The 24,465-nt window shown below is 65.7% G+C and carries 25 protein-coding genes; 13 read left to right on the top strand and 12 right to left on the bottom strand.

The window, feature by feature from the left end; translation table 11 throughout:
- Positions 1-7: 7 nt before the first annotated feature.
- A complete protein-coding gene (gene groL, locus N551_RS0101540; RefSeq protein WP_027520435.1) occupies positions 8-1,639 on the bottom strand; it encodes a chaperonin GroEL in 1,632 nt (543 codons plus the stop codon).
- Positions 1,640-1,783: 144 nt separating this feature from the next.
- A complete protein-coding gene (groES, locus tag N551_RS0101535) occupies positions 1,784-2,080 on the bottom strand; it encodes a co-chaperone GroES (protein WP_007596954.1) in 297 nt (98 codons plus the stop codon).
- Between the two features lie 313 nt (positions 2,081-2,393).
- Between groES and N551_RS0101530 the strand changes: the two genes are divergently transcribed.
- Positions 2,394-2,915, top strand: a complete 522-nt coding sequence (locus tag N551_RS0101530) for a hypothetical protein (protein ID WP_007596953.1) — start codon at positions 2,394-2,396, stop codon at positions 2,913-2,915.
- A 232-nt stretch (positions 2,916-3,147) separates the two neighbouring features.
- Here the strand turns inward: N551_RS0101530 and N551_RS0101525 are convergent, their stop codons facing one another.
- Positions 3,148-3,927 (bottom strand): protein phosphatase CheZ, encoded by a 780-nt coding sequence (locus N551_RS0101525; RefSeq protein ID WP_007614982.1) that lies wholly within the window; start codon positions 3,925-3,927, stop codon positions 3,148-3,150.
- 315 nt (positions 3,928-4,242) lie between these two features.
- Here N551_RS0101525 and N551_RS0101520 point away from each other — a divergent pair, with 315 nt between their 5' ends.
- Positions 4,243-5,043, top strand: coding sequence for a L,D-transpeptidase (locus N551_RS0101520; RefSeq protein ID WP_027565440.1), 801 nt, complete (start codon positions 4,243-4,245; stop codon positions 5,041-5,043).
- A 72-nt stretch (positions 5,044-5,115) separates the two neighbouring features.
- Here N551_RS0101520 and N551_RS0101515 read toward each other — a convergent pair whose 3' ends face one another.
- The 5 genes from N551_RS0101515 to N551_RS0101495 all read right to left on the bottom strand — a co-directional run bounded on the left by N551_RS0101515 (position 5,116) and on the right by N551_RS0101495 (position 10,209).
- Positions 5,116-5,952 carry a DUF2076 domain-containing protein gene (locus tag N551_RS0101515; RefSeq protein ID WP_027565439.1) on the bottom strand — a complete coding sequence of 279 codons (837 nt, stop codon included), beginning with the start codon at positions 5,950-5,952 and terminating at the stop codon, positions 5,116-5,118.
- Positions 5,953-6,087: 135 nt separating this feature from the next.
- Positions 6,088-6,933, bottom strand: a complete 846-nt coding sequence (locus N551_RS0101510; RefSeq protein WP_027565438.1) for a ChbG/HpnK family deacetylase — start codon at positions 6,931-6,933, stop codon at positions 6,088-6,090.
- On the bottom strand, positions 6,930-7,976 hold the full coding sequence (locus N551_RS0101505) for a glycosyltransferase family 2 protein (RefSeq protein WP_027565437.1): 1,047 nt from the start codon (positions 7,974-7,976) through the stop codon (positions 6,930-6,932). Before N551_RS0101505 ends, N551_RS0101510 begins: the two co-directional genes overlap by 4 nt.
- A 100-nt stretch (positions 7,977-8,076) precedes the next feature.
- Complete coding sequence (gene hisG, locus N551_RS0101500; RefSeq protein WP_027565436.1) at positions 8,077-9,054, bottom strand: ATP phosphoribosyltransferase; 978 nt, start codon at positions 9,052-9,054, stop codon at positions 8,077-8,079.
- Between the two features lie 3 nt (positions 9,055-9,057).
- On the bottom strand, positions 9,058-10,209 hold the full coding sequence (locus N551_RS0101495; protein WP_027565435.1) for an ATP phosphoribosyltransferase regulatory subunit: 1,152 nt from the start codon (positions 10,207-10,209) through the stop codon (positions 9,058-9,060).
- 717 nt (positions 10,210-10,926) lie between these two features.
- Here N551_RS0101495 and N551_RS0101490 point away from each other — a divergent pair.
- Positions 10,927-11,871, top strand: coding sequence for a helix-turn-helix domain-containing protein (locus tag N551_RS0101490; RefSeq protein ID WP_035961012.1), 945 nt, complete (start codon positions 10,927-10,929; stop codon positions 11,869-11,871).
- Between the two features lie 9 nt (positions 11,872-11,880).
- On the opposite strand, the gene N551_RS0101485 is transcribed toward N551_RS0101490, so the two are convergent.
- Positions 11,881-12,633, bottom strand: a complete 753-nt coding sequence (locus N551_RS0101485) for a 16S rRNA (uracil(1498)-N(3))-methyltransferase (protein WP_027565433.1) — start codon at positions 12,631-12,633, stop codon at positions 11,881-11,883.
- Positions 12,634-12,843: 210 nt separating this feature from the next.
- Between N551_RS0101485 and N551_RS0101480 the strand changes: the two genes are divergently transcribed.
- Together N551_RS0101480 and ubiA are read left to right on the top strand one after the other, a co-directional pair.
- Positions 12,844-13,503, top strand: a complete 660-nt coding sequence (locus N551_RS0101480) for a hypothetical protein (RefSeq protein WP_027565432.1) — start codon at positions 12,844-12,846, stop codon at positions 13,501-13,503.
- Positions 13,500-14,432 (top strand): 4-hydroxybenzoate octaprenyltransferase, encoded by a 933-nt coding sequence (ubiA, locus tag N551_RS0101475; RefSeq protein WP_027565431.1) that lies wholly within the window; start codon positions 13,500-13,502, stop codon positions 14,430-14,432. The genes N551_RS0101480 and ubiA overlap by 4 nt, the downstream gene beginning before the upstream one ends.
- Here the strand turns inward: ubiA and N551_RS0101470 are convergent.
- Positions 14,429-14,947 carry a DUF6101 family protein gene (locus N551_RS0101470; protein ID WP_027565430.1) on the bottom strand — a complete coding sequence of 173 codons (519 nt, stop codon included), beginning with the start codon at positions 14,945-14,947 and terminating at the stop codon, positions 14,429-14,431. The two genes, ubiA and N551_RS0101470, sit on opposite strands and share 4 nt — an antisense overlap.
- 264 nt (positions 14,948-15,211) lie before the next feature.
- On the opposite strand from N551_RS0101470, the gene N551_RS0101465 reads away from it, so the two are divergent.
- From N551_RS0101465 to lpxK, 6 genes are read left to right on the top strand one after another with little or no spacing between them, the layout of a single operon-like run.
- Positions 15,212-16,615 carry a TldD/PmbA family protein gene (locus tag N551_RS0101465; RefSeq protein WP_027565429.1) on the top strand — a complete coding sequence of 468 codons (1,404 nt, stop codon included), beginning with the start codon at positions 15,212-15,214 and terminating at the stop codon, positions 16,613-16,615.
- Positions 16,602-17,420: a 3'(2'),5'-bisphosphate nucleotidase CysQ gene (locus N551_RS0101460; RefSeq protein WP_027565428.1), complete on the top strand. Its 819-nt coding sequence runs from the start codon at positions 16,602-16,604 to the stop codon at positions 17,418-17,420. The genes N551_RS0101465 and N551_RS0101460 overlap by 14 nt, the downstream gene beginning before the upstream one ends.
- A 60-nt stretch (positions 17,421-17,480) precedes the next feature.
- Complete coding sequence (locus tag N551_RS0101455; protein ID WP_007596929.1) at positions 17,481-17,723, top strand: DUF4170 domain-containing protein; 243 nt, start codon at positions 17,481-17,483, stop codon at positions 17,721-17,723.
- On the top strand, positions 17,720-18,433 hold the full coding sequence (locus N551_RS0101450; RefSeq protein ID WP_027565427.1) for a lysophospholipid acyltransferase family protein: 714 nt from the start codon (positions 17,720-17,722) through the stop codon (positions 18,431-18,433). Before N551_RS0101455 ends, N551_RS0101450 begins: the two co-directional genes overlap by 4 nt.
- Entirely contained in the window at positions 18,396-19,742 is a 1,347-nt protein-coding gene (locus N551_RS0101445) for a 3-deoxy-D-manno-octulosonic acid transferase (protein ID WP_027565426.1), read from the top strand. Before N551_RS0101450 ends, N551_RS0101445 begins: the two co-directional genes overlap by 38 nt.
- The gene (lpxK, locus tag N551_RS0101440) at positions 19,735-20,751 is read left to right on the top strand and encodes a tetraacyldisaccharide 4'-kinase (RefSeq protein ID WP_027565425.1); all 1,017 of its coding nucleotides are present in this window, start codon (positions 19,735-19,737) and stop codon (positions 20,749-20,751) included. The genes N551_RS0101445 and lpxK overlap by 8 nt, the downstream gene beginning before the upstream one ends.
- Positions 20,752-20,860: 109 nt before the next feature.
- On the opposite strand, the gene N551_RS0101435 is transcribed toward lpxK, so the two are convergent.
- Positions 20,861-21,088, bottom strand: a complete 228-nt coding sequence (locus N551_RS0101435) for a DUF2093 domain-containing protein (protein ID WP_007596922.1) — start codon at positions 21,086-21,088, stop codon at positions 20,861-20,863.
- A 175-nt stretch (positions 21,089-21,263) separates the two neighbouring features.
- On the opposite strand from N551_RS0101435, the gene N551_RS0101430 reads away from it, so the two are divergent.
- Positions 21,264-22,088, top strand: a complete 825-nt coding sequence (locus N551_RS0101430) for a dienelactone hydrolase family protein (RefSeq protein ID WP_027565424.1) — start codon at positions 21,264-21,266, stop codon at positions 22,086-22,088.
- A 179-nt stretch (positions 22,089-22,267) separates the two neighbouring features.
- Positions 22,268-22,453, top strand: coding sequence for a hypothetical protein (locus tag N551_RS37680; protein WP_197031108.1), 186 nt, complete (start codon positions 22,268-22,270; stop codon positions 22,451-22,453).
- A 280-nt stretch (positions 22,454-22,733) separates the two neighbouring features.
- Here N551_RS37680 and xseA read toward each other — a convergent pair whose 3' ends face one another.
- A complete protein-coding gene (gene xseA, locus N551_RS0101420; RefSeq protein WP_027565423.1) occupies positions 22,734-24,356 on the bottom strand; it encodes an exodeoxyribonuclease VII large subunit in 1,623 nt (540 codons plus the stop codon).
- Positions 24,357-24,465 lie beyond the last annotated feature (109 nt).

Raw genomic sequence — 24,465 nt, 5'->3', positions numbered from 1 at the left:
ATCGGTCTTAGAAGCCGCCCATGCCGCCACCGGCCGGCATGCCGGGCGCGGCGTCCTTCTTCGGCGACTCGGCGACCATGGCCTCGGTGGTCACCAGCAGGCCGGCGATCGAGGCGGCGTCCTGGAGCGCGGTGCGCACCACCTTGGCGGGGTCGATGATGCCCTTCTCGACCATGTCGACATACTCCTCGGTCTGGGCGTCGAAGCCGAAGGTCTCGGACTTGTTCTCCAGGATCTTGCCGACGACGATCGAGCCTTCCACGCCCGCGTTCTCGGAGATCTGGCGGATCGGGGCTTCCAGCGCCTTCAGCACGATGTTGATGCCGGCCTGGACGTCGGCATTGGCGTTGGTGAGACGGCCAACCGCCTTCTTGGCGCGGAGCAGCGCGACGCCGCCGCCGGGAACGATGCCCTCCTGCACCGCGGCGCGGGTGGCGTTGAGCGCGTCCTCGACGCGGTCCTTCTTCTCCTTGACCTCGATCTCGGTGGCACCGCCGACGCGGATCACCGCGACGCCGCCTGCGAGCTTGGCGAGGCGCTCCTGGAGCTTCTCACGGTCGTAATCCGAGGTGGTTTCCTCGATCTGGGCCTTGATCTGGCCGACGCGGGCCTCGATCTCCGGCTTCTTGCCGGCGCCCTTGACGATCGTGGTGTTCTCCTTGTCGATCACCACCTTGCCCGCGCGCCCAAGCATCTTCACCGTGACGTTCTCGAGCTTCATGCCGAGGTCTTCGGAGATCAGTTGCCCACCGGTGAGGATCGCGAGGTCCTCGAGCATGGCCTTGCGGCGGTCGCCGAAGCCCGGCGCCTTGACGGCGGCGACCTTCAGGCCGCCACGGAGGCGGTTGACGACCAGGGTAGCCAGAGCCTCGCCCTCGACGTCCTCGGCGATGATGACGAGCGGCTTGCCAGACTGCACCACGGCTTCCAGCACCGGCAGCATGGCCTGCAGGCCGGACAGCTTCTTCTCGTGCAGGAGGATGTAGGCATCCTCGAGCTCGGCGGTCATCTTCTCGGGGTTGGTGACGAAGTAGGGTGACAGATAGCCGCGGTCGAACTTCATGCCCTCGACGATGTCCACCTCGGTGTCGAGCGACTTGTTCTCCTCGACGGTGATGACGCCCTCGTTGCCGACCTTCTGCATCGCCTGCGCGATCATCTTGCCGATGGCGGCATCGCCGTTGGCCGAGATGGTGCCGACCTGGGCGACCTCGGAGGAGGCGGCGACCGGCTTGGCGCGCTTCTCGATGTCCTTGACGACGGCGGCGACCGCGATGTCGATGCCGCGCTTGAGGTCCATCGGGTTCATGCCGGCGGCAACCGACTTGGCGCCTTCGCGCACGATGGACTGGGCCAGCACGGTCGCGGTGGTGGTGCCGTCGCCGGCGAGGTCGTTGGTCTTGGAGGCGACCTCACGCACCATCTGGGCGCCCATGTTCTCGAACTTGTCCTCGAGCTCGATCTCCTTGGCGACGGTGACGCCGTCCTTGGTGATGCGGGGCGCGCCGAACGACTTCTCGATGAGCACGTTGCGGCCCTTCGGGCCGAGCGTCACCTTGACGGCGTTGGCGAGAATGTCGACGCCGCGCAGCATGCGATCGCGCGCGTCTCCGGAAAACTTGACGTCTTTGGCAGCCATGGTCTGCAATTCCTCTTGTTTCGTGATGTGTCTTGCTTATTGGGTCGCCTCATTCCCGGGGTCCGCGATCGAACCCGGCGGAATGATGCATGCCCGGATCGAGTGACCCGGGCATGCATTCAGCGGCCGTTCAGGCGTCTGGCCTTAGGCCATCACACCCATGATGTCCGACTCCTTCATGATCAGGAGCTCATCGTTGTCGATCTTGACCTCGGTGCCCGACCACTTGCCAAACAGCACACGGTCGCCGACCTTGAGGTCGATCGGGATCAGCTTGCCGGCCTCGTCGCGGCCACCGGGGCCGACGGCGACGACTTCGCCCTGGGACGGCTTTTCCTTGGCCGTGTCCGGAATGATGATGCCGCCCTTGGTCTTTGACTCGGCGTCGATACGTTTGACCACGACACGGTCATGCAGCGGACGAAATTTGGATTTAGTCATGACGTTTCCCTTTGGAGGCTCGCTTCGGAAGGAGTGAAAGTGGGCGGGCGGCGCTTCCGTCCACCCTTCTCGAGGATCGATCGGCGCGCGTTAGCAATCCATCTTTCAGAGTGCTAATGGTCCGCCCGGGAATATGGCTTGGCCGCGATCCTGTCAAGCAAAGGTGGTTAAGCGATTGGTGAGACGGATATAGGATGGTGACGTTGGAAACTTGTTCGGGGCGCCGGCGTATTAAAGGACGTCATTGCTCCGGCAGCGGTTTTGCGCTTGGCTGCGTAAGGGGTGCGGCCATGGTTTTGTCCGGGGGAATGCCATGATCAGTTCAGCTCACGCGCGCACGGTCGCCAATCTGGCGGCGGCTTCTTGCCTGGCGCTGCTGCTTGGCGCCTGCGGCGGCGGCATGAGCCTGCCGTCCTTTTCTTCGTCCTCACCGCCCCCCGAGGCCGAGCCCGGCACCGGTCCGGAAATGCCCGCGTCGATCCGCGCCGACGAGATCGTCGGGCGCTGGGGCCTCGCCTCGTTCCAGAACCCGGCGGACCGCGCCCGCACCGAGGCTGCCGCCCGGGCCCAATGCAAAAATCCTTATGTGATCACGGCCGGCTCCTCCGGCGGCGTGATCATGCATCTGGCGGACCAGGCAACACCGCAGGAGCTGCGGCTGAAGGGTTCGCCCAGCGGCAAGAACTATATCGGGCCGGCGGGTCCGACGCCCGGCGAGCAGGACCGCGAGATCGTCTCCTTCGACGGCCGCGTCCTCATCACCCGCTTCATCGACAAGGACGCCGCCACCCGCTACGGCAACATGGTCTACGTCCGCTGCGCGCCGAGGGCGTAATTTACTTTTGCCCTCTCCCCTTGCGGGAGAGGGTGGCTCGCCGCAAAGCGGCGAGACGGGTGAGGGGTCTCTCTCCCCGATCATAATTCTCACCTGAGTTTGCGGAGCCAATCCCTCATCCGGCGCTTCGCGCCACCTTCTCCCACAAGGGGAGAAGAGAACGCGGTGTCGCAATGACGAAAAAAACGCCGGCGTGCGCCGGCGTTTTGTTTTTCCGGAGTGTCGCGTCCGCTCAGTCGAACAGCGCGTCGATGTCGTCCTGCGAGGCGTGGCCGACGTCGCCTGCGAGCTTCGGGCCGTTGAGAAGCTTGTCGTCATCGCTGCGGGTGTCGACCTGCGGCACGACGTGGGACTTGATCGCGTCGACGCCGCCCCAGATCTCCATCATGGAATTGATGTGCTGCTCGATGAACTTCATCGTGCTCATGACCTTGCTGATGCGCTGGCCGGTCAGGTCCTGGAAGTTGCAGGCTTCGAAAATCGAGATGACGCGTTCCTGGATATCGTCGGCCAGCCGCTTCTGCTGATCGGCCGATTGCACCTTGGCCATCGCGCTGGCCGCCTGGTCGATCGACTCGGCGGCTTCGAGGATCTGCTGGGTCGCCTGTTCGGTGCCGCCGACGACCGCGCCGAGCTCGCCATTGACCTTGGCCATTTCGCCGCCGTCGAAGCTCTTGCCGTGCAGTGTCGCGATCTCGCGCTTGGTGCGGTCGATGGCGTCGTGGATGAGGTCGAGCTCGACCTTCAGCTTCTCGCACTGCTCGATCTGCGCCCGGTAAGTATCGAGCATGGTACGGGCTTCGGAGAGCTCGTGGGCAGTGGAGGCGTCGATCGCCGCCATGGCGGCGCTGCCGGACAAGGGCGCGGTGCCCTTCGCCATCTGTGCACGGATCGCACGCAACTCGGCCATGATCTCGCTATGCATCGGCGCAGCCTCCTCAATCATTTCGGGGCTGGGCATCTCGCCGACAATAGCCTCCTCGACACGAAAACGTTTGCGGTGAATAGCCATCAAGAACTCCCCCCACCTCACTCACGCGTCTTTGTAGGCAGAAGCGATTTAACACGAAGTTCACAGCCGGAACTGTCGTCTCGGTTGTGCGCGACGGCTTGCAAACGGGCGATTAACCATGCGTGCAAGGCGTTCATCGAAAATAAACGCTGATCGCCAAATTGCACCGCTGCCGACGACGTGGTGAATCGAAATGGCGTTTCCGTTTACCAAACAAAACGGCTTTTGCTCTTTATTGACCACGTCGCGGGTGCGGATCAGCGGTCAGCTTGCCACGACGCATGTGATCTAGACGAAACAGTACAGAGTACGTCGATGTTCAAGAAAATGTCTGTCGCGCTGCTTGGCAGCGCTTGCACCTTCATTGCCGGCGCCAACAGCGCCAGCGCCTTCGACAATAGCGTGCCGAACGATCCACCCGCGGTGCTCTATCAGCCGCAAGTGCCGCCTGCGCCGGTGCGTGTCGCCTCCAATGCGAACATGGGCGGCGGCTTCATCGAGTTCATGTTCGGTGACGGGCCCGGTCGCGGTCCGGCCTACGCTCCGCAGCAGCCGATGTATCAGCAGCAGCCTGGTTATTATGACCAGCGCCGCCTGCCGCCGATGGGCGAGCCGCAGACGCAGGGCGCAGGTCTCCAGCAGGAGGCGGTCGATCCGCGGCAGCGTCAGTTCGACCCGAGATTCGAGAAACAACTCGTTGACTATAGCGGCAATGAAAGCGCCGGCACGATCGTGGTCGATACGCCGAACAAATTCCTCTATCTCGTCGAGGGCAACGGCCGGGCGATGCGCTACGGCATCGGCGTCGGCCGTCCCGGCTTCACCTGGTCCGGCGTGAAGTCGATCACGGCCAAGCGCGAATGGCCGGCCTGGACGCCGCCGGCGGAAATGATCGCGCGCCGCCCCGATCTGCCCAGGCACATGGAAGGCGGCCCGGAAAATCCGCTCGGCGCGCGCGCGATGTATCTCGGCTCGACGCTTTACCGTATCCACGGCTCCAACGAACCCTGGACCATCGGCACCAACGTCTCCTCGGGCTGCATCCGCATGCGCAACGAGGACGTCATCGATCTCTACGGCCGCGTCAATGTCGGCACCAAGGTCGTCGTGATGTAGGCGCATAGCGCTCGGAACCAAAACGGCCGCCTCATCGGCGGCCGTTCTCGTTTGGAGCAAGGATAAAAAGCGTCAGGCGTAATCGCTGCCGCCATCATCTCCGCCGCCGAAATCGCTGTCGTCGGCGAGGTCGACATTGCCGCCGTCATTGTCGTTCTGATCGTTGTAGTTCTGGTCGTCGTTCGAAGCGTGGTCGGCGAAGCCCTGCCGGGACGCATCACCGCGGTTCGAGCCAATGTCGTCGAGGCCGGCATCACGCGCGAGCGAGCCGCCGGACTGATCGCTGCCGCTCCAGGGACTTCCACCAGCGCTGCGATCGCCCAGGGCATTGGTGTCGCCGAAGGCCTGCTGATGCGATCCGCCCATCATGCCGCGGATGCTGGAGAGCAGCAGCGAGCCGCCAACGACGCCGGCCGCGGCTGCCGCCGCCGTTCCGAGGAACGAACCGCCGCCACCGCCGACCGGCGGCGCGCCATAGCCCTGACCGGGGCCCTGACCTGGACCTTGACCGTAAGCCTGCCCGTAGGGCGGCTGGCCATAACCGGGCTGGCTTTGCTGCATCGCCTGGCCGCTGTTCCACACCGGCCGCGAGTCACGCGGCGGCACGTTCGGAACCGAGCCGCGCGACGGACCCCCGCCGAACAGCGTATCGCGCATGGTGTCCAGGAAACCGCCGGACTGCGCCTGTTCGGGCGCCTGCGCCGCCTCCAGCTCCTGGATACGGGCATGGGCGCGCTTCAGCGCTTCGTCCTGCAACAGCACGGTCTGCACCAGCGCATAGATCGCGCCAGGCGCCTTGCGCAGGCCGTCGGAGATCGCGGCGATCGCGTCGGGATCGCGCGGTGCATTTTCCAGTTTCGAAAGCCGGTCGAAAAGCTCGTCGACGAGCTGGCGTTCCTGCGGCGTCATGGTCAGTCTCCCTCGCGCAAAACAAGCGCGAGGCAGATGTAGGGTTCCATTGTGGCCCCAACAGTGCCGGCAGGATTAAATTTCGGTATGCGACAAGCTGCCCCGCGGGCGGCTTTTCGCAAACTGTCGCCGGTTTCATCCCAGCGTGACGCCGCTGTCCGTCAGCAGGCGCGCGAAGGCATCGCCGGCGAGATAGGCGTGCTCGCGTTCGCGGACATCCGTCATCGGGTCGAGCCCAGTGAGGATGTCGTCGACGAAGCCGGGATGACACATGATGAGGCCGCCATCCGGCAGGCCTTCGAGAAATTGCCGCATCAGCTTGCCGAAATCGGCCGCCTGCGTGAAATCATAGGCGCCGGCGAAGCCGGGATTGAAGCTCAGGCCCGCGCTGCCGGCACGGCGGCGGAATTGCGCGCTGAGGATATCGAGCACCATGGCTTTCGGTGAAGCCAGCCGCTGCATCAGCGGCAGGTCGCGGCCGCCTTGGCGCACCCAGGCTTTTGGCGCGACTTCGGCGACTGCGTCGATAAAGCCGTCGCGCACCTGCGGGTAGAGCTGCACATGCTGATGGCCGTCGACGAAGTCAGGCGCGCGCCCGAACGCTTTCGCGAAGGCTGCCAGCTGCGCCTTGACCTCGTTGCGAAAGAATTCGCGGTCGAGCCTTCGCGCAAGACCCGCGCGCAGCAGCTTCGGAAACGGGAGAAACATGTCGCCGTCGAGTGGGCGGAAATGCATGGTGAGCGGCCGGAACGGTGCCGACAATGTCACGTGCAATCCGATCGCGCAGCGCGGGCTCGCTTGCGCTGCCGTCTGGAGGGCTTCGATCTCGCTGCGCTCGACCGCAGGTCCCACCATCATAACCGAGGTGGCGTTGAGACGGCCGCGTTCGATCAGGTCGCGGATGGCGCGATTGACACCCGGGCTGATGCCGTAATCGTCGGCGCAGAGCCAGATCCGCCGCGGCGGCGCGGCCGCGTTCATTCGGCCGCCGTCCTCTTCGAGGCGTCGTCAGCCTTGTCGGTCTCGAAATGCTTTTCACTGTGCTCGGCGACGAAGTAGATCGGGCGCGCCTTCAGCTCGGAGAGGATCTTGCCGATATATTCGCCGACGATGCCGATCATGATGAGCTGCACGCCGCCGATCGTCATCAGGCCGATCACGAGTGAGGGATAGCCGGGCACCTGCTTGCCGGTGGTCAAGACCTCCCACAGGATCGACAGACCGAACAGGAACGCTCCGCCGGCGAGGATCACGCCGAGCAGGCTGGCGAAGCGCAACGGCGCCACCGAGAACGAGGTGACGCCTTCGATCGAAAGACCAAGTAGACGCGCGGCGCTGAAGGTTGTCACGCCATGGGTGCGCGGCGCGGGCTCGTAATCGACGCGGATCTGGCGGAAGCCGATCCAGCTCGCGAGGCCCTTAAAGAAGCGGTTGCGCTCCGGCAGCTGCCTCAGTGCTGCCACCGCGCGCGGCGACAGCAGGCGGAAGTCGCCGGCGTCTTCGGGAATCTTCTGGCGCGCGCCCCAATTGATCAGCGCATAGAAGCCCCGTCCGGCGAGCCGCCGCAGGAACGGCTCGTTGTCGCGATGCGCCTTGGCGGTATAGACGACGTCGTAGCCGTCCTCGATCCAGTGCCGCACCAGTCGCTCGACCAGCGACGGCGGATGCTGGCCGTCGCCGTCCATGAACAGCACCGCGCCGAGCCGGGCATGGTCGAGGCCGGCCATCAGCGCGGCCTCCTTGCCGAAATTGCGCGACAGCGACACCACCTGGACGTCGACCGCGTCGGCCGGCAGCGAGCGGGCGATCGACAGCGTCGCGTCCGCGCTGCCGTCGTCGACATAGACGACCTCGCAAGCCAAGCGATAGCGCTGACGCAAGGTCTTTGCGAGATCGCAGATGCGCTGGTGCAGGGCGGCGAGGCCCGCCGCTTCGTTGTAGAGCGGGACGACAATCGACAGTCCGTTCGCGGCGGTGCTTGCCGCGATGGTCGTCATGCCGGAAACGTCAGAGCCCAGCGTCATCGATCAAGGTTCCAGAGGCGTTCAAGGTCATCTCAACAGCATATGGTAGCTGCCGTTTGCTGTCGCTACGCTGAACGGAATTGCTCAACAAACTTTGGGCTCACTGCCGCAGGAACGCCTCGAGCCTGGCGAACAGCGGGTTGTCCCGGTCGAAAACATAATCCAGCGAAACCACCGAGACGGTCTCGGCGCCATGGGTGCGCAGGAAGCTCGCGAGTGCATAGAGCTGGCCCGGCGGGCAGTGCAGTGTGAGCATGCCTGACGAGGTCGGCCCGCCGAACGGGGCTTCGACGCCGAAGCGCTCGTGGGCCTCTGTGAGCATGGCCGCGTCGCACTGGCGGAAGCGGGTGCGGACTTCGCGGTATTTGTTGGCCCGCGCCCGCGCCGCGATGTGATCGAGGATGATTCGCGCGGTCTCCCGCGCCTGCGGCGACCAATCGGCATCTCTTGAGGCGACCAGATTGGCCTGGCTGCGCAGGATCATGCCGTCGTCGAGCACCCGCAATCCGTTGGCGGCGAGGGTCGCGCCGGTCGTGGTGATGTCGACGATCAACTCGGCGCTGCCGGCGGCCGGCGCGCCTTCGGTCGCGCCCGTGCTTTCGACGATGCGGTAATCGGTGATGCCCTGGCTCTGGAAGAAGGCGCGGGTGAGGTTGATGAACTTGGTCGCGACCCGCATCCGCATGTGATGCTGCTCGCGGAAGCCGGTGGTGACGTCGTCGAGGTCAGCCATGGTGCGGACGTCGATCCACGCCTGCGGCACCGCGACGACGACGTCGGCATAGCCGAAGCCGAGGCCTTCGATCAGGGAGACGCGCTTGTCGGCGTCCGCGATGGTCTCGCGCACCAGATCCTCCCCGGTGACGCCGAGATGCGCCGAGCCGCGGGATAGTTGCGAGGCGATCTCGCTCGCCGAGAGATAGGCGACCTCGACATTGTCGAGGCCCGTGAGCGTGCCGCGATAGTCGCGGGCGCCGCCCGCCTTCGACAGCTTGAGCCCGGCGCGGGCGAAGAAGGCTTCGGTGTTTTCCTGCAGGCGGCCCTTGGAGGGAACGGCCAGAACGAATGGCGCGCTCATGACTTAAGCTCCCACCTTGCGGCCGATCCGGGTCAGCGCATCCACCCAGACCGAGAAACCGACCGCCGGGATCGGCTCGGCCGATCCAAGCTGGGTCATCAGCCCGTCATAGCGGCCGCCGGCAACCAGCGGCTCGGCGCCGTTGCCGCGGTGATGCAGCTCGAATTCGAAGCCGGTGTAGTAGTCGAGCCCGCGCCCGAACGCGGTCGAAAACCGCGTCCCCTTCACATCGATGCCGCGCGCGGCCATGAAGCCGACCCGGCTTTCGAACTGGTCGATCGCAGCACTGAGGTCGAGCTTTGCATCATTGGTGAGCGCGCGCAGCTCGGCGACGGCGTCGTCGGGGTTACCCGATATCGACAGGAAACGCTTGAGCACGGCGATGGCCTCGCGCGGCAGCGCGCCACCCTTCAGCGTCGACTGCTCGAGGAAGCGGTCGGCAATCTCGGCGGTGGTGCGGCCGCCGACATTGGTGGTGCCGGCGATCGACATCAGATCGGTGACGAAAGCGAGTGCCGCCTTGCGGTCGGAGCCGGCGAGCGCCGCGAGCACGCCCTCATATTCGCTGCGGGTCGCGGTGGTTGCGGCCGCCAGCCGCTCCAGATCCTGCTCCAGGCTGATCTTGCGGTTGAAATCCTTGACCAGGCGGCGGCGCCAGACCGGATAGAGGTCGAGCGCGTCGAGCAGCGCGTTGAACAGCGCCACGTCGCCGGTGCGGATCTCGACGTCGCGGACGCCGAACGCGGCGGTCGCCTCCAGCGCCAGCGCCAGCATCTCGGCATCGGCCGCAGCGCGGTCAAGACGGCCGAACGATTCGATGCCGGCCTGCAGGAATTCGCTGCTCTGGCCGTTGCGGTAGCGGAACACCGGACCGAGATAGCTGAACCCGGCCGGCTGGCCGGCACGGCCAGAGCTGAGGTAATCGCGGGCCACCGGAATGGTCAGATCCGGGCGCAGGCAGAGCTCCTCGCCGGAGAGGTCGGTGGTCAGGTACAGGCTCTTGCGGATATCCTCGCCGGAGAGATCCAGGAACGGTTCGGCCGGCTGCAGGATGGCGGGCTCGGCCCTGACATAGCCGGCCTGCGCGAACGACAGCAGCAGCGTATCCGCCCAGGCGGCGGAGCCGGCAGCATGTGAGGTGGCAGTCGCGGTCATCTCAGGGGTCCATCGTCCCGGTGGAACCGGGCAGGGCAAGCAAGGGGAGCGAATTGCCGCAGGCCTTAGCATGGCCCGAAAGCGGTTTCGACCTCCAAAGGATCAATCGCTTAACAGCGTCGGAGCGAGGCGGTGTGATCAGAGGAGGCGGCGGCCTAATCAGGTCCGGCGCCAACTAGGTAATACAGCACCTGTTCATCCCGCTGCAATCGACCCAGGTAGGTAGGGAGGCTCACCTCACCCCCATTCATTTCGGGCCAAGGACGTCTCCGGGGCGCTTCCACGAGGAATGGGTCGCCTGGGGCGCCCCATCCGCGAGCTGCTCGGCCCGTTTGAGAATGCTCCACCGGTAGCATACTCAATTTGGGTAGGAGGACGATCCGTTCGCAGAGCCTTCGTTTACAATGCGAGTTGGTTTCCGATTCATGTGCAACGCAACCGATGGTATCCGGTCGCGCGACACACGCTGGCCTATATGCTGTTTTCGATCTGAGACATGTTCCGGCACTAAGACGAATTCGATCCACTCGACCTTCTGATCGTTCATGCCATCTCAATGCTCCGCGACTGCGGCGCGCCGGCGTCAACGGGCGGGATGATTTGCGTGGCGCTAAATCGCCGTTTCCAAGAAGAAGGCCAAGTAAGCAGCAGAACATGGATCAAAGCCGTCTAGTCCCTGCTCGCGAGGGAATGCAAAAGAGAGCGGCGGATCGCTTGATGTCGTTCCAGGATCTCAAGCCGTCCTCGGCGCTCGAGCTCAATTCGTATGACATCGATCATTTCGGCGAGACCGAGAAATACGCCGGCGCATCGAGCATGCCGTTGTCGGCCGGGGTGACAGCGATCATGCGTGCCCGGCTCACCTTGCCGACCCTGACCCTGTCGCTGTTGAAAACCTTCCCCCGGATCATTCGAGGCTATCAGTTCACCAATGCTGCCGCAGTGGCGGTACCGATGGATCACGTGACCTCTGCCCGCATCAACGGGCAATCGATGGGCGGTTCTGTCCTCGTATTGAAAGGTGATTCAGATTGCCTGGTGCATGAGCCGGAGGGGCGTCTGCTGGCAGTGGTCTACTTCAGTCCATCCGGGCGGGAGCCATTGCCTGAATTGGGCGATGGATGCCATTTGCTGAATCCGGCGCCGGACGTGCTTGCCTCGCTGCGCCGTCTGATCTCGATCTCGCTTGAAACCGCAGCAAATGACCCAGACTTCTTGAACGAGCCAGCTTCGCAAAAATTTGTCGAACAGTCACTGCTCAGCACGATGGACGCGGCGATCTGGTCCAGCGTCGCAAGCGGACCTGTCTCATCCACCGCCGAACATTATCGCCGGATCGTAGCTGATATGGAGAAACTGATTCGGCGCGATCTGATGATCTGGCACAAGACGACCGAACTGGCGGAGCAGGCGGGCGTGTCGGTCCGGACTCTCCAGAGTGCGACACGGGCCATCTGCGGCATGAGCCCACATCGCTATAGCCGGGTCTTACGCCTCTGGTCGGTGCGCAAGCAACTGCGCACCGGTCGAGCGGGCCGGAGTGTGAAGTCCTGTGCGCTTGCGCATGGTTTCTGGCATCTCAGCGAGTTCGCAGCGAGCTACAGAGAGGCTTTCGGAGAGTTGCCTTCGGAGACCCTGAACCGATCGCTACGAGGCGAATAGCAACGTGCCTTAGCCGCGTTCGCCAGCCCAGTCGCCCAGCACCGCCTGCACCAGCGCCAGCGCGGCCACTGCGGCCGTGTCGGCCCGCATGATCCGGGGTCCCAGCGCCAGCCGCAGGATTTTCGGCTGCCGCAGCAGCAGCGCCCGCTCTTCATCGGCAAAGCCGCCTTCGGGGCCGATCAGCACGTCGACGCCTGCCGCCGCGTCTGCGCCTTGCAGGCTCTGAATGGGGTTTTCGAGCTCCGCCGCCTCGTCGCAGAAGATCAGCAGGCGGCCCGCGGCGCGCTGGCTGAGGAAGCGCTCCAGCGGCATCGGCTCGCCAACGGTGGCGATGCTGAGAATGCCGCATTGCTCGGCCGCCTCGACGACATTGGCGCGCATCCGCTCGGTATTGACGCGGGAAGCCTGGGTGAACCGGGTCAGCACCGGCTGAAGCGAGGCCGCCCCCATCTCGATGGCCTTCTGCACCATGTAGTCGAGCCGGGCATGCTTGAGCGGGGCGAAGACGTAGGCGAGGTCGGGCAGCCGGTCCTGCGGCCGGGTCTGCTGGAGGATGACGAGGCCATCCGGCCGCTTGCGGCCTTCGATGGCGGCCTGCCACTCGCCGTCGCGGCCGTTGAACGCCAAGACCTCGGCCCCGGCGGCAAGCCGCAGCACATTGCCGAGATAATTGCTCTGGTCGCGGTCGAGCTCGATCCTGCCGTCCTGGGCGAGGGGGGCATCGACGAACAGGCGAGGGCCGCGGAAATCGTGGGAGGGCATGGTTCAAAGGTCCGATTTGGCGCCGTTCTTAGCCGAAAGCAGTACTTTCGGGGTAAATTTTGCCAAAATGGTGCGTCGGCGCGCCGCGCTCCTGCCCTATTCAACGGGTTGTTAAGGGCCGGCGGGAATCGTAAAATCGCGAGCACGCTGGTTGCGCTTCAATTGGGAAGACGCCGAACCCCGCAAGCTCCTGCCGGAGAGACTGCCTTGATGATCCGTCATTTGATGGTTCCGATCACTGCCGCCATGGTCACGATGGGCGCCGTTTGTGCCTATGCGCAGGGTTTCCCCGCGCCGCTGCCGGGCCAGGCCCCAACCAGTTCCGCGTTTCCGCCCGTGAACGGGTCGGCGCCCGTCGCCTCCGTCGGCGGCGCGCCGCAATCGTCCTTCCCCGTGAACGGCGCCGCGCCCGTCGGTGGCGCCGGCGCCTTCAGCGCGGCCCCGCCGACGCAAGCCGGTCCCGGCGAGGACTGCATGAAGGCCTTCATGCCTCTGCGCGAGGATGCCGAAAAGCGCGGCAAGCTGATCAAGGCCGCGAGCGACCGTCACGCCCCGCCTGACGAGGCCTGCAAGCTGATCCGCAACTTCAGCCAGGCCGAGACCAAGATGATCAAGTACATCGAGGCCAACGCCTCGAAGTGCGGGATTCCGGCGCAGGTCGGCGCGCAGATGAAGGACGGCCACAAGAACACCGATGCCATGGCGGCGAAGGTCTGCAATGTTGCGCAGCAGATGCAGAACCAGCCGCGCGGTCCGGCCGGTCCGTCGCTGAGCGAAGTGCTGGGTTCGGCCTCGGCGCCCGAGGCCAATGCGGGCAAGAAGGGCGGCAGCACCTTCGACACACTCAACGGCAACGTCCTGACCCGATGAGCGACACATCCGCCCGCGTTGCCGATTCCACCGGCAACTGGGTCGATACGCGCGCACCGCAATGGGCGCGGCCTTATCTGCGCTTGTCCCGCTTCGATCGTCCGATCGGCTCCTGGCTCCTCTTGATGCCGTGCTGGTGGTCGGCGGCGCTCGCCGCCGGCATGGCGCATGACGTCCGCGGCCTGCCGCTCACCATCGTCCTGTTCTTCATCGGCGCCTTCGTGATGCGGGGGGCAGGCTGTACCTGGAACGACATCACCGACCGTGACCTCGACGACAAGGTCGAGCGCACCCGCTCGCGGCCGCTGCCGTCGGGCCAGGTGAGCGCGAAGCAGGCGCTGGCCTTCATGGTCGCGCAGGCGCTGATCGGGCTCGTGGTGTTGCTGCAGTTCAACCGCTTCGCGATCCTGACCGGCATCGCCTCATTGCTGATCGTCGCGATCTACCCGTTCATGAAGCGCATCACCTGGTGGCCGCAGATCGTGCTTGGGCTCGCGTTCTCCTGGGGCGCCTTGATGGGATTTGCCGTCACCTTCGGGCGCATCGACGTCACCGCGCTCGTGCTCTATGCCGGCGCGATTTCCTGGGTGATCGGCTATGACACGATCTATGCGCATCAGGACGCCGAGGACGATGCGCTGATCGGCATCAAGTCCACCGCGCGCCTGTTCGGTGCGCATACGCACCAGGCGCTGATCCTGTTCTACGGCCTGGCGGTGCTGCTGATCGGCGTGGCGCTGGCGTCGGGCGATGCGCGCTGGCCGGCTTGGCTCGGACTTGTGGCCTTCGCCGTGCATCTGGCCTCGCAGATCGCGCGGCTGAATATTAGCGACGGCGAACTCTGCAAGCGCCTGTTCTATTCGAACCGCGACGCGGGGCTGTTGTTGTTTGCGGGCTTATTGGCCGACGCGGTGATGCGGGCGGCTTAACTCCGTGCGATGATCTCGCGCTCATCGCGATGCACCGACAACTCGCGTGCGACACCGGCGCGGCGGCGCATCAGAAATTTCGGATGGCGGTCGCGGATCGCGTTGGCGCGGCGGCGGCGTGGCGCGGGCTTGCGTGCGCCTTCGTCGAGCTGCGGAAGCGCGAACAGCTCGCTCCAGATCGCCCAGGCCTCAACGAGTTCGTCGCCATCGGCGCTGACCAGCAGCGGAATGGAGAGCGAGGGATCGCGATGCACCAGGACGAGGGTCTGGGCCTCGTCGTTGCCGCGCAGCGCGACGCCGATGAAGTCGCTGACGCGAACATTGATTGCCATCCGCATGCCGCGGACGGCACGGTGCAGCACGACACGTTCGCGATGAAGCTCGATCTGCCGGACATAACCGTCGGCGCGCGGATCATGCGCATCGAAGCGGACCGGAAGGGAAAGGGGGTCGAGCCGCAGGGAGCGGCTCGACCCGGCGGGAGCGATCCCGCTTGTTGCTGTTTGACGCCTCACGGCTTTAGTTCTCCCCGCCGGGATTATGTTCCCGGTCGATGTGAGGACCTTAGCGCGAGCCTTTCCGAAACCGCTTAAAAAGGCTGGTTAATCCAACCTCACCGCCGCTCATGATTGACAAGACCTTGGCACGCATGATTGACGAGACGTTGCGCGCAAGCTGCGAATCTGAGCTTTTGGTGGGCTGAAAATGCTTGAAGTCCGCGCGATCAGGGCACATCTGTGGGTTCCGGTCCCGCAGCCCGCCCCAACAGGATTTCGTTTGTGAACCCTTCACCAAGCTCGACGCTTTCGCCCAAGGATTCGTCCACAGCCGGTCGCGACCTGTTCGATCAGTCTGCGCTCTCCGATCTCGCGCAGCGGCTGGTGGAGGCTGCCCGGCGCGCCGGCGCGGATGCGGCCGATGCGGTCGCCGTGCGCGGCGTCTCGCAAGGCGTCGAGGTCCGCGACGGCCGGGTCGAGGAATCCGAACGTTCCGAGGGTGACGATGTCGGCTTGCGCGTGCTGGTCGGCCGGCGCCAGGCGGTGGTCTCGACCAACGACGCCAGCGGCGATGCCGTGACCAAGCTTGCCGAGCGAGCGGTTGCGATGGCGCGTGTTGCACCCGACGACAAATATGTCGGCCTTGCCGATCCCGCACTGCTCGCGCGCGACTTCCCCGATCTCGATCTGCTCGACCCCGACGTGCCCGCGACCTCGGAACTCGAGCGCCGCGCGCTCGAAGCCGAGGCTGCGGCGCTCGGTGTGAAGGGCGTGACCAAATCCGGCGGCGCCTCGGCCTCCGCCGGCATGGGCGGCATGGTGCTCGTCACCAGCACCGGCTTCCACGGCTCTTATCTGCGTTCCAGCCAGGGCATCTCCGCCACCGCCATTGTCGGCGACGGCACAGGCATGGAGCGCGACTACGATTTCACCTCGGCGCCGCATGGTGCCGATCTGCTGTCGCCGGAGATCGTCGGCCGTTCCGCGGGCGAGCGCACCGTGGCGCGCGCCAATCCGCGCAAGGTCGAGACCTGCAAGGTGCCTGTGGTGTTCGATCCGCGCGTCGCGGGCTCGCTGGTCGGTCATGTCGTCGGCGCCATCAATGGCGCTTCGATCGCGCGCAAGACCAGCTTCCTGAAGGACAAGCTCGGCCAGCAGCTGTTCGCCAAGAACATCCGCATCATCGACGATCCCCTGCGCAAACGCGGCCTGCGCTCGCAGACGTTCGACGCCGAAGGCGTCGCCGTGAAGAAGATCGCGCTGATCGACGAAGGCGTGCTGACGACGTGGCTGCTCGATTGCGCCACCGCGCGTGAGCTCGGTCTCACCACCACCGGCCACGCCCATCGCGGCGTCTCCTCCTCGCCGTCGCCGGGGCCGTATAATCTGCACCTTGAACCCGGCACGCCCACCCCGGCCGAGCTGATCTCCGACATCAAGCAGGGTTTCTACGTCACCGATTTGATCGGCTCGGGCGTCAACGGCGTGACCGGCGATTACAGCCGCGGCGCCTCCGGCTTCTGGATCGAGAACGGCGAGCTCACTTATCCCGTGAGCGAGGTGACGATCGCCGGCCATCTGTTCGAGATCTTCAAGTCGATGCAGCCGGCGAACAATCTCGAGTTCCGCTACGGCGTCAATGCGCCGACGGTGCGCATCGAGGGTTTGACGCTTGGCGGACGTTGACGCGAACGCAACAGGCGAAGCCATCCTGACGCGCGACGCGGCGCTGCTGCAAGACACGGTGCGGGAGGCGGGCGCACTCGCGCAGTCGATGTTCCGCACCGAGCTGAAGAAGTGGACCAAGGGCGCGTCCTCGCCGGTCTCGGAAGCCGACATTGCCGTCAACGATCTCCTGGAAGCTCGCCTGCGCGCGGCGACGCCCGACTATGGCTGGCTGTCGGAGGAGAGCGCCGACGACGAGGTGCGGCTGTCGCGGCGACTGACCTGGATCGTCGATCCCATCGACGGCACCCGCAATTACCTCAACGGCCATGACGAATGGTGCGTCAGCGTCGCGCTGGTCGAGGACGCCTCGCCGGTGCTGGCCGCGGTGTTCGCACCGACGAGCGATGAGTTCTTCTTCGCCGCCCGCGGCCGGGGCACGACCCTCAATGAGGTGCCGGTGCGGGCGACGGCGGGATCCGAGCTCGACTTCTCGCGGGTCGCGGGTCCGAAGCCCCTTGTTGAGCGCCTGAAGCCGTCACTGGGCGAGATCAAGCTGCATCCGCGAATCGGTTCGCTCGCGCTGCGTCTGTGCCGGGTCTCCCATGGCGCGCTGGATGCGGCTTTTGCGGGCGGCAACAGTCATGATTGGGACCTTGCGGCGGCGGATTTGATCGTGCAGGAAGCCGATGGTAGGATGAGCGATCTCTCCGGAGATCCCATCCTCTATAACCGCCGGCAAGTCACGCATGGGGTGCTGGTGGCAGCGGGTCGCGATCGTCATGCGAACATTGTCTCGCATTTTCGAAACCGCCCCTTGCCGTGAAGCGCTTTCTCGTGCTTGTCGAACACTGCTTTGCCGGGCAGCCCGTTAGGAACAGAACCGATGCCAGATAGTGCCCCGCAACAACTGCTCCACCTCGTCGTCGGCGGCGAGCTCGTCGATCTCGAGCACAACACCTTCAAGAACCTCGACGACGTCGAGATCGTCGGCCTCTATCCGAACTATGCGACCGCGCACGCCGCCTGGCGCGCCAAGGCGCAGAGCACGGTCGACAACGCGCAGATGCGCTATTTCATCGTCCATCTCCACCGGCTGCTCGACCCGAATCAAGAACCGGCGCGTTGAAAAAGCTGCTTCGCAATACGCTGAGGAGCAGCTTCGTCCAGCGTGCCGTCGGAATCCTGGCGGCCGAATATCTGCGTCTGGTCTGGCGGACGAACAAATTCACGTTCGATCCGCCTGACGTCTATGACCGCGTCGAACCGCAGATCCCGGCGATCTTCGCGTTTTGGCACGGCCAGCATTTCCTCACCCCCTTCATCAAGAACAAGGACTGGTACAAGGCCAGGGTCCTGATCTCCCGTCACCGCGACGGCGAGTTCAACGCGATTGCCGCCGAGCGGCTCGGCATCGGCACCATCCGCGGGTCCGGCGACCATGGCGGCGCGTTTCACCGCAAAGGCGGGGTCGGTGCCTTCAAGGAAATGGTGCGGACGCTCCAGGACGGTTGTAATGTCGCGCTGACCGCCGACGTCCCCAAGCGCTCGCGCGTGGCCGGGCTCGGCATCATCATGCTGGCACGGGAATCGGGGCGGCCGATCATGCCTTTTGCGATGGCGACCAGCCGCTTCGTCCGGCTCCAGAACTGGGACCGCACCACCATCAACCTGCCGTTCGGGCGGGGCGCGTTGGTCGGCATCAAGGAAATCCACGTTCCGCCGGATGCGAACGCCGCCACCATGGAAGCGCTGCGGCTCGAGCTGGAGGAGACCTTGAACGAGGCGACCCGCCGCGCCTATGCGCAACTCGGCCGGCCGGGACCTGCAGATGCCTAAATCGCTGCCCGGCTCGCTGCCGTTGACGCTGCGGATGTACCGGCGCCTGGCGCGCGGCCTGGTGCCGCTCGCGCCTGTGCTGATCAAGCGGCGCCTGAAGCAGGGCAAGGAAGATCCCGCGCGCGTCGGCGAACGGCGGGGCCTCTCCCGGGACGTGCGGCCGCACGGTCCGCTGGTCTGGATTCACGGCGCCAGCGTCGGCGAGGTCCTCGCCGCGGCGGCCCTGATCGAGCGCTTGCGCGATCTGAACCTGCGCATTCTGCTCACCTCGGGCACGGTCACGTCGGCTGCCATTGTGGCAAAGCGCTTTCCGCCCGACGTCATCCATCAATACGTGCCGTATGATTCCCCGCGTTATGTCGCGCGCTTCCTCGATCATTGGAAGCCGTCGCTGGCGCTGTTCATCGAATCCGATCTGTGGCCGAACCTGATCCTGGCCGGCGCCGCGCGCCGCGTGCCGATGGTGCTGATCAACGGGCGGATGTCGCCGCGCTCGTTCCCGCGCTGGCGCCGCATGCAAGGCACCATCTCGGCACTGTTGTCGCGGTTCGACATTTGTCTGGCGCAGTCCAAGACCGATGCCGAGCGCTTCTCGGCGCTCGGCGGCCGCGACGTCGTCACCACGGGCAATCTCAAGCTCGACGTTCCCGCGCCGCCGGCCGATCCCGCCAAGCTCGAACGGCTGCTGGCGATGACGCGCGGGCGTCCGATCATCGTGGCGGCCTCGACCCATCCGGGCGAGGAGGAGATGCTGGTGGCGGCGCATCGCAGCCTCAGCGGTTTCTTCCCGCAGCTCCTGAGCGTGATCGTGCCGCGCCATCCGGATCGCGGCTCCTCGATCACGGGCCTGATCACGGCGTCTGGCCTGAAGCCGGCCCTGCGCTCGCGCGACGAGCTGCCGACGGCGGCCACCGACGTTTATATCGCCGACACCATGGGCGAGCTCGGCCTGTTCTATCGCCTCTCGGACATCGTGTTCATGGGGGGATCGCTGATCCACCATGGCGGCCAGAATCCGATCGAACCGATCAAGCTCGGCGCGGCCATCGTCCATGGTCCGCACGTCTTCAATTTTGCCGATGTCTACGAGGCGCTCGATCACAGCGGCGGCGCGCGCCAGGCCGACACCCAGGAGCTGCTGATCAAGCAACTCGGCCAGCTGCTCGCCGATCCCGCCCTGCGCCAGAAGATACAGCGATCGGGCGCCGGCGTGGTCGAGGATCTCGGCGGCGCACTCAACCGCACCATGACCGCGCTCGAGCCTTATCTTCTGCAGTTGCGGATCGAGATGGGGGCCGCCAATGCGTGAGCCGGCCTTCTGGTACCGGCCACGTTCGCTCGAATCCTACGCATTGGGGCCGCTGGGTGCGCTCTACGGCGCGATCACCGAACGGCGGATGCTGCGCGAGGGCATCGACGCCGGCATCCCCGTGATCTGCGTCGGCAACTACCATGTCGGCGGCGCCGGCAAGACGCCGACCGTGCTGGCGCTGACCAAGCTCTTGCGCGAGCTCGGCGAGACGCCGGTGGTGCTCAGCCGCGGCTATGGCGGCAGGCTCAAGGGCCCGGTGATGGTCGACCGGATGCGTCACACCGCGTCCGAAATCGGCGACGAGCCGCTGATGATGGCGCGCGACGTCCCTGTTGCAGTTGCGCGCGACCGCCTCGACGGCGTCGCGCTGGCGAAGTCGCAAGGCGCCACCGTGATCCTGATGGACGACGGTTTCCAGAACCCGCGTCTGTTGAAGGACATCTCGCTGATCGTGATCGACAGCGAGCGCGGCCTCGGCAACGGCAAGGTGTTTCCGGCCGGTCCCCTGCGTGCGCCGCTGAAGGCGCAGCTCGCGCGCACCGACGCGCTGGTCCTGATCGGCGGTGGCCGTGCCGCCGATGATGTCGCGGCCGAGCTTGCCACGCGCAGCAAGCCGGAGCTGCGCGCGCGGCTGAAGCCGGACGCCGGGTCGGTCGCAAGACTGCTGGGCAAGCCGGTGTTCGCGTTCGCCGGCATTGGGGATCCCGAGCGGTTCTTCCGCAGCTTGCGCGCCGGCGGCATCGAGGTCGCGCGCACCCGCGCCTTCGCCGATCATCACATGTTTTCGAACGACGAGATCGCGGCCCTCGCTGCGGAGGCGCGGCGCGAGCAGCAAACACTGGTGACGACGGAAAAGGATATCGCCCGTCTGCACGGCCGCGAAGGCGTGCCGGATGGCATCGTGCCGTTCGCCGTCCAGCTCGAATTCGACGACCCGGCTGCGCTCCGGCAATTGATCAGCGATCATCTCTACAAGGCGCGCGAGCGGCGCTTTTCAAGGCGCTGAAACCCACTGTCGTCCTGTCAGGGCGACGAGGACATTCAGGCGCCATTCATCGCAAGCTCCTATCTTTTCAGACGATCAGGAGAATTCGATGAAGTTGCTGTCCGCCGCCTCACGCTTGCGGCTTGGGCGCGCCCGGGTAATGCCGCTCGAGCACGGCGGCGGGTGTGGCGTAGGCTTCCTGCAGGTCCACGCTCCAGTATTTCAACTCGTCGAGCGGGATGCGCGTATCGGTGATTGCGCACCGCACGAAGGTCCCCGGCGAGATCACGCGGAAATCGCCGTCGAGATACTGCACCTGCGCTTCGCCATGGCCCGAGGGGCCGAACTTGTTCAGCACGGTCGAAAGTCTCCGTGGAAGGCCGCTCCGGGATCACCTTGGAGGGCACGATGTGTTGGACGGGATGTAGCATAGATAGGGTGGCTTGTCCGCCCGGTAAACCCACCGGTTTGTGATGTTTTGGCGCCGTTTCCGCGTGATAGTGCTTGAGCGAAGGATCCAACGGCAAAGTTCGATGCGCCTTCCGTTCACCGCCCTGTTCCTGACGTTGCTGATGTCGGCCGCGCAAGCGTCGCCAGCGCCGCAGCCGGTCGAGATTCCGCTGGCGTCCGGCGTGCTGCATGCGCAGCTCTACAAGCCCGAGGGCACGGGGCCGTTTCCGACCGTGATCGCGCTGCACGGCTGCGGCGGGCTCGGTGGCCATTCCGATTCCGTGCTGCCGCGCTATCGCGAATGGGCCGAGCGGCTGCTCAAGTCTGGCAACGCCGTCCTGCTTCCTGACAGCTACGGCTCGCGCGAGCTCGGGCCGCAATGCCGCGTCAAGGAGATCCACGTCAAGGCGCGGCGCGAACGCGTCACCGACATCGCGGCGTCGCGCGCCTGGTTGATGCGGCAGAGTTGGGTTGCGCGCGACCGCGTCAGCCTGATGGGATGGGCCAATGGCGCCAGCGCGCTGCTCTGGGCCGTGCGTCCGCAAAACCTTGCGCGCGAGGCGGGCCCGGATTTCCGCGCCGCGATCGCGTTCTATCCGGACTGCAGGATTTCCGCAGGCCTTGGCTGGAGCACGCGGGTGCCGACGCTGGTGCTGATCGGCGCCAATGACGACGTCTCGTCGCCGCCGTCCTGTCGCCAGATGGTCGAGGGTGCGCATGGCCGCAGCGCGCTCGCGCGCATCGTGGTCTATCCCGGCGCCTATCACGATTTCGACCGCGCCAACACGCCGCTGCATGCGCTCGCCGGCAGCCTTGATGCCGCCGCACCCGAGCACGGCCATCTCGGCACCGATGCGGCCGCGCGCGCGGAGTCGCAGAAGGACGTCGCGGAGTGGCTGGCGCGGTAGGCTTGGGATGAGGGCTCGCCGCGCCGTAGCTCGTGAGAGCGAAGGCGGGGCCGCCCTTGGGAACAACAGCGGACAGCCCCGCATCGACCACCGCCCTGCACGGAGAATGGCCGACCGTGAATCTACGGTTGGCGCGCCGTGATGGTTTCAACCCGTGACGACGCCATCATTCGACCACGATGTCGATTAAACGCAATCCCATGCGCAACCGCTTCGTCCTGTTCTCCTCCGCCCTGATCGTCTTCACCGTCGCGGTCTTCCTGTTCGAAGCCCATCTGTTCGAAGCCCATGCCGGCGCGCCGATGCGTGCGCCGGAACATTGCGGCTTCTGGACCACGATCGATGCGGGATTGTCCTGCCGGTAGGCGGACTGCTGCCACACCGTCATTGCGAGCGCAGCGAAGCAATCCAGAGTCCCACCGCGGAAAGATTCTGGATTGCTTCGCTGCGCTCGCAATGACGAGGTTGAGGATGCATACGCGCGCCACACTCTCGCTGTCATCGCCCGGCTTGACCGGGCGATCCAGTACACCGAGGCGGCTGTGATTCATGGAGAAGCCGCGGCGTACTGGATTCCCCGCTCCAGTGCGCAATTGCGCACAAGGCGGGGAATGACGGCGAGGGTGGCGCAACGCCCTCGCGCCTCTAAAACAAATTCCCCTGATCCACCGGCTTGCCCACGCGCTTCGGAGCTTGCTTGGCCTCTTGCGCCGCCGCCTTCGCTTGCGAAGGCGCGCGCTTTGCTGCGGCCGCGGGCCGATCCGCATCCGCGGTCGCACCCACGCGGCCATCCGCAAACTCGATCTCGACCCTTGCACCAGGCCCGATCGCGTCGGCCGCATGCAGGGGATGGCCGGCCTCGTCGCGCACCAGCGCGAAGCCGCGCGCGAGCACGCCGCGATAGGACAGGGCGGAGAGCAGCTTGCCGCTGTTCTCGACGCGGGCATCGAGCCGCTGCAACAGCGTCACCAGCGCGCGGCTCGCGCGCTCGGCAAGGCGATGCGTGCGCTCGCGCTGGCGGTGAATCGCGTTGCGCTGCGCCTGCGCATTGGAGAGCTTTGAGGCGCGCAAGCGCACCTCCAGCCCGGCAAAGCGGTCGCGCCGCCGCCGCAGCAGCGAGCGCGTGGACAGGCCCAGCCGCTCGCCGCACACGGTGAGGCGATGATCGGCTTGCGAGATCTGGCCATGCAGCACCCGCAGCGTTAGCTTGGCGCTCGCGGCGGTGAACCTTCGGAAATGCGCGTGGGTGTTGGCCTTGAGGCAGCGGGGCAGGGACGCACCCGCCGAATCCAGCCGCTGCCGCGGGATCGCCAGCAAATCGCCGGCGGCCGGCAGCGCGCGCGCGGCCGCACGCAACTCGCTGCGGCGGCTCTCCTGGCCGCGTTGCCAGCAGGACCGGGTGCGTCGCCCGAGATCGCCGACCTCGACAAAGAGGTCGCTGCGCACCGGCACCGCCATCTCGGCCGCCGCCGTCGGCGTCGGCGCGCGCTTGTCGGCGACGAAATCGATCAGCGTGATGTCGGTCTCGTGCCCCACCGCCGAGATCAGCGGGATCATGCTCTCGGCCGCGGCACGGACCACGATCTCCTCGTTGAACGACCAGAGATCCTCCAGCGAGCCGCCGCCGCGCGCGACGATCAGCACGTCGGGGCGCGGAATCTTGCCGCCCTCCGGCAGCGCGTTGAAGCCGCGGATCGCGGCCGCGACCTGCTCGGCCGAGCCTTCGCCCTGCACCTTGACCGGCCACACCAGCACGTGGCGGGGAAAGCGGTCCTCCAGCCGGTGCAGGATGTCGCGGATCACGGCGCCGGTCGGCGAGGTCACCACGCCGATCACCTCCGGCAGCCACGGCAGCAGCTGCTTGCGCGCCTCGTCGAACAGGCCTTCGGCGGCGAGCTTCCGCTTGCGCTCCTCCATCAGCGCCATCAGGGCGCCGATGCCGGCCGGCTCCAGCGCCTCGATCACGATCTGGTATTTCGAGGAGCCGGGATAGGTCGTGAGCTTGCCGGTGGCGATGACCTCGAGCCCCTCCTGGGGCTTGAAGCGCATGCGGCCGTGCACGCCCTTCCAGATCACCGCCTCGATCTTGGCGCTCTCGTCCTTGAGCGCGAAATAGCAATGGCCGGAGGAGTGCGCGCCGCGGAAACCGGAAATCTCGCCGCGGACCCGGACATGGCCATAGGTGTCCTCGACCGTCCGTTTCAGGGACTGCGAGAGCTCGGAAACGGTGAATTCGGGGGTGTTGAGCAGCGGCTCTGCAGGCGGCATCGGCAAACGATTCGGCATTTTGGGGTCAGACCCGACGTTAAGGATTTTCGCAGCGCGGCGCCAATCCGGGGATTGATCACAAGAGTACTCTGTAGTATAGAGTTCTCTA

Origin of the sequence: Bradyrhizobium sp. URHA0013, from assembly GCF_000518345.1 — a bacterium.
Classification (GTDB): Bacteria; Pseudomonadota; Alphaproteobacteria; order Rhizobiales; family Xanthobacteraceae; genus Bradyrhizobium.
This window is presented reverse-complemented; position numbering and strand designations above follow the sequence as displayed.

Excerpts from the sequence above, each read along its gene's own strand:
- hisG (WP_027565436.1), bottom strand. The coding sequence starts at position 9,054 with ATGAGCGCGCCATTCGTTCTGGCCGTTCCCTCCAAGGGCCGCCTGCAG.
- groES (WP_007596954.1), bottom strand. The coding sequence starts at position 2,080 with ATGACTAAATCCAAATTTCGTCCGCTGCATGACCGTGTCGTGGTCAAA.
- N551_RS0101525 (WP_007614982.1), bottom strand. The coding sequence starts at position 3,927 with ATGGCTATTCACCGCAAACGTTTTCGTGTCGAGGAGGCTATTGTCGGC.
- N551_RS0101495 (WP_027565435.1), bottom strand. The coding sequence starts at position 10,209 with ATGACCGCGACTGCCACCTCACATGCTGCCGGCTCCGCCGCCTGGGCG.
- N551_RS0101445 (WP_027565426.1), top strand. The coding sequence starts at position 18,396 with ATGCGCAACTCGGCCGGCCGGGACCTGCAGATGCCTAAATCGCTGCCC.
- N551_RS0101530 (WP_007596953.1), top strand. The coding sequence starts at position 2,394 with ATGATCAGTTCAGCTCACGCGCGCACGGTCGCCAATCTGGCGGCGGCT.
- N551_RS0101515 (WP_027565439.1), bottom strand. The coding sequence starts at position 5,952 with ATGACGCCGCAGGAACGCCAGCTCGTCGACGAGCTTTTCGACCGGCTT.
- xseA (WP_027565423.1), bottom strand. The coding sequence starts at position 24,356 with ATGCCGCCTGCAGAGCCGCTGCTCAACACCCCCGAATTCACCGTTTCC.
- N551_RS0101485 (WP_027565433.1), bottom strand. The coding sequence starts at position 12,633 with ATGCCCTCCCACGATTTCCGCGGCCCTCGCCTGTTCGTCGATGCCCCC.
- N551_RS0101455 (WP_007596929.1), top strand. The coding sequence starts at position 17,481 with ATGCCAGATAGTGCCCCGCAACAACTGCTCCACCTCGTCGTCGGCGGC.
- N551_RS0101520 (WP_027565440.1), top strand. The coding sequence starts at position 4,243 with ATGTTCAAGAAAATGTCTGTCGCGCTGCTTGGCAGCGCTTGCACCTTC.
- N551_RS0101510 (WP_027565438.1), bottom strand. The coding sequence starts at position 6,933 with ATGAACGCGGCCGCGCCGCCGCGGCGGATCTGGCTCTGCGCCGACGAT.
- ubiA (WP_027565431.1), top strand. The coding sequence starts at position 13,500 with ATGAGCGACACATCCGCCCGCGTTGCCGATTCCACCGGCAACTGGGTC.
- N551_RS37680 (WP_197031108.1), top strand. The coding sequence starts at position 22,268 with ATGTCGATTAAACGCAATCCCATGCGCAACCGCTTCGTCCTGTTCTCC.
- N551_RS0101490 (WP_035961012.1), top strand. The coding sequence starts at position 10,927 with ATGTCGTTCCAGGATCTCAAGCCGTCCTCGGCGCTCGAGCTCAATTCG.
- N551_RS0101505 (WP_027565437.1), bottom strand. The coding sequence starts at position 7,976 with ATGACGCTGGGCTCTGACGTTTCCGGCATGACGACCATCGCGGCAAGC.
- N551_RS0101480 (WP_027565432.1), top strand. The coding sequence starts at position 12,844 with ATGATCCGTCATTTGATGGTTCCGATCACTGCCGCCATGGTCACGATG.
- groL (WP_027520435.1), bottom strand. The coding sequence starts at position 1,639 with ATGGCTGCCAAAGACGTCAAGTTTTCCGGAGACGCGCGCGATCGCATG.
- lpxK (WP_027565425.1), top strand. The coding sequence starts at position 19,735 with ATGCGTGAGCCGGCCTTCTGGTACCGGCCACGTTCGCTCGAATCCTAC.
- N551_RS0101430 (WP_027565424.1), top strand. The coding sequence starts at position 21,264 with ATGCGCCTTCCGTTCACCGCCCTGTTCCTGACGTTGCTGATGTCGGCC.